Source organism: Hymenobacter sp. AT01-02, from assembly GCF_000961955.2.
Classification (GTDB): domain Bacteria; phylum Bacteroidota; class Bacteroidia; order Cytophagales; family Hymenobacteraceae; genus Hymenobacter; species Hymenobacter mucosus.
On the sequence record NZ_JZIR02000150.1, the window covers coordinates 1 to 1,118 of the forward strand.

1 protein-coding gene is annotated in these 1,118 nt (G+C 48.9%); it reads right to left on the reverse strand.

Features of this window, described 5'->3' with window-relative positions; genetic code table 11:
- Nucleotides 1-151: 151 nt before the first annotated feature.
- Entirely contained in the window at nt 152-991 is an 840-nt protein-coding gene (gene mazG, locus VI25_RS21420) for a nucleoside triphosphate pyrophosphohydrolase (protein ID WP_045689592.1), read from the reverse strand.
- Nucleotides 992-1,118 lie beyond the last annotated feature (127 nt).

Consider the following 1,118-nt stretch of genomic DNA (forward strand, 5'->3'; position numbering starts at 1 on the left):
GCTGGTAGGCCATAAATAACGTGGGTCTGCTCGTGCGCGGGGCCTGTTCCAAAAGTGGGGCTAGCCTTGGCAAACCTAAGTAAAAACCTGTGTGCCGCCAAATGAAAAATGGCTTTAAACGCTTTAAACCAATTCGAGTCCTTTAAAAAGGCTATTTCTCGCTGTTTGAGGACTCAGACGAAACTTGGATTGATTTGGCTTCTTCCCAGTATTGGTCCATTTGAGCGAGGGATAAATCCTGAAGACGATGACCATCCTGTGCAGATGCAGTTTCCAAGTATTGAAAACGTTGGATAAACTTTCGGTTGGTTCTTTCGAGTGCTTCTTCCGGGTTGATACCGGCGTGACGAGCAAAATTGACCAGTGAAAACAGTAGGTCTCCGAACTCGGCGGTGGCGCGCTCCTGCTCAATTTGGTTGGGTTCCTGAACCGCAAACTCAACTCGGAACTCTTCTAGTTCCTCTTGTACCTTTTCCCAGACTTGTTCGGGCTTTTCCCAGTCAAAGCCTGCGCCACGTGCTTTCTCTTGCACGCGCATCGCTTTAACTAAAGCGGGTAAGGAAACGGGGACCCCGCCTAATACGGACGTAGTACCCTTTTCACGAAGCTTTAGTTGTTCCCAATTGCGCTTTACGTCATCCTCGGTTTCAGCTTTTACATCGCTATAAATGTGAGGATGGCGGAAGATTAGCTTTTCACACTGAGCGTTCAACGCATCCGCAATATCAAAAGCGCCCTGCTCGCTTGCTATCTTAGCGTAGAAGGTTAGATGTAACATCACATCGCCTAGTTCCTTCTGAACGTCTGGTAGGTCCTTGCGCAGAATAGCATCACTGAGTTCGTAGGTTTCTTCTATGGTGAGGTGGCGCAAGCTCTCCATAGTCTGTTTTCGGTCCCAGGGGCATTCGGCCCGGAGGCGGTCCAACACATCAAGAAGGCGTCCGAAAGCAGCTAACTGCTCAGCTCGCCGAGAAGCACTTGTATATTCCATTATCTCAAATATACGGGTGTCCTAGCGGATATGCGAACTACTCTTCCAACTACCACTCTCGGTACGTAGGAAACTAAAGTTAGGACTTCATCATATGGGACGCAACTTTCGTAGGGAAAGCAGGGGG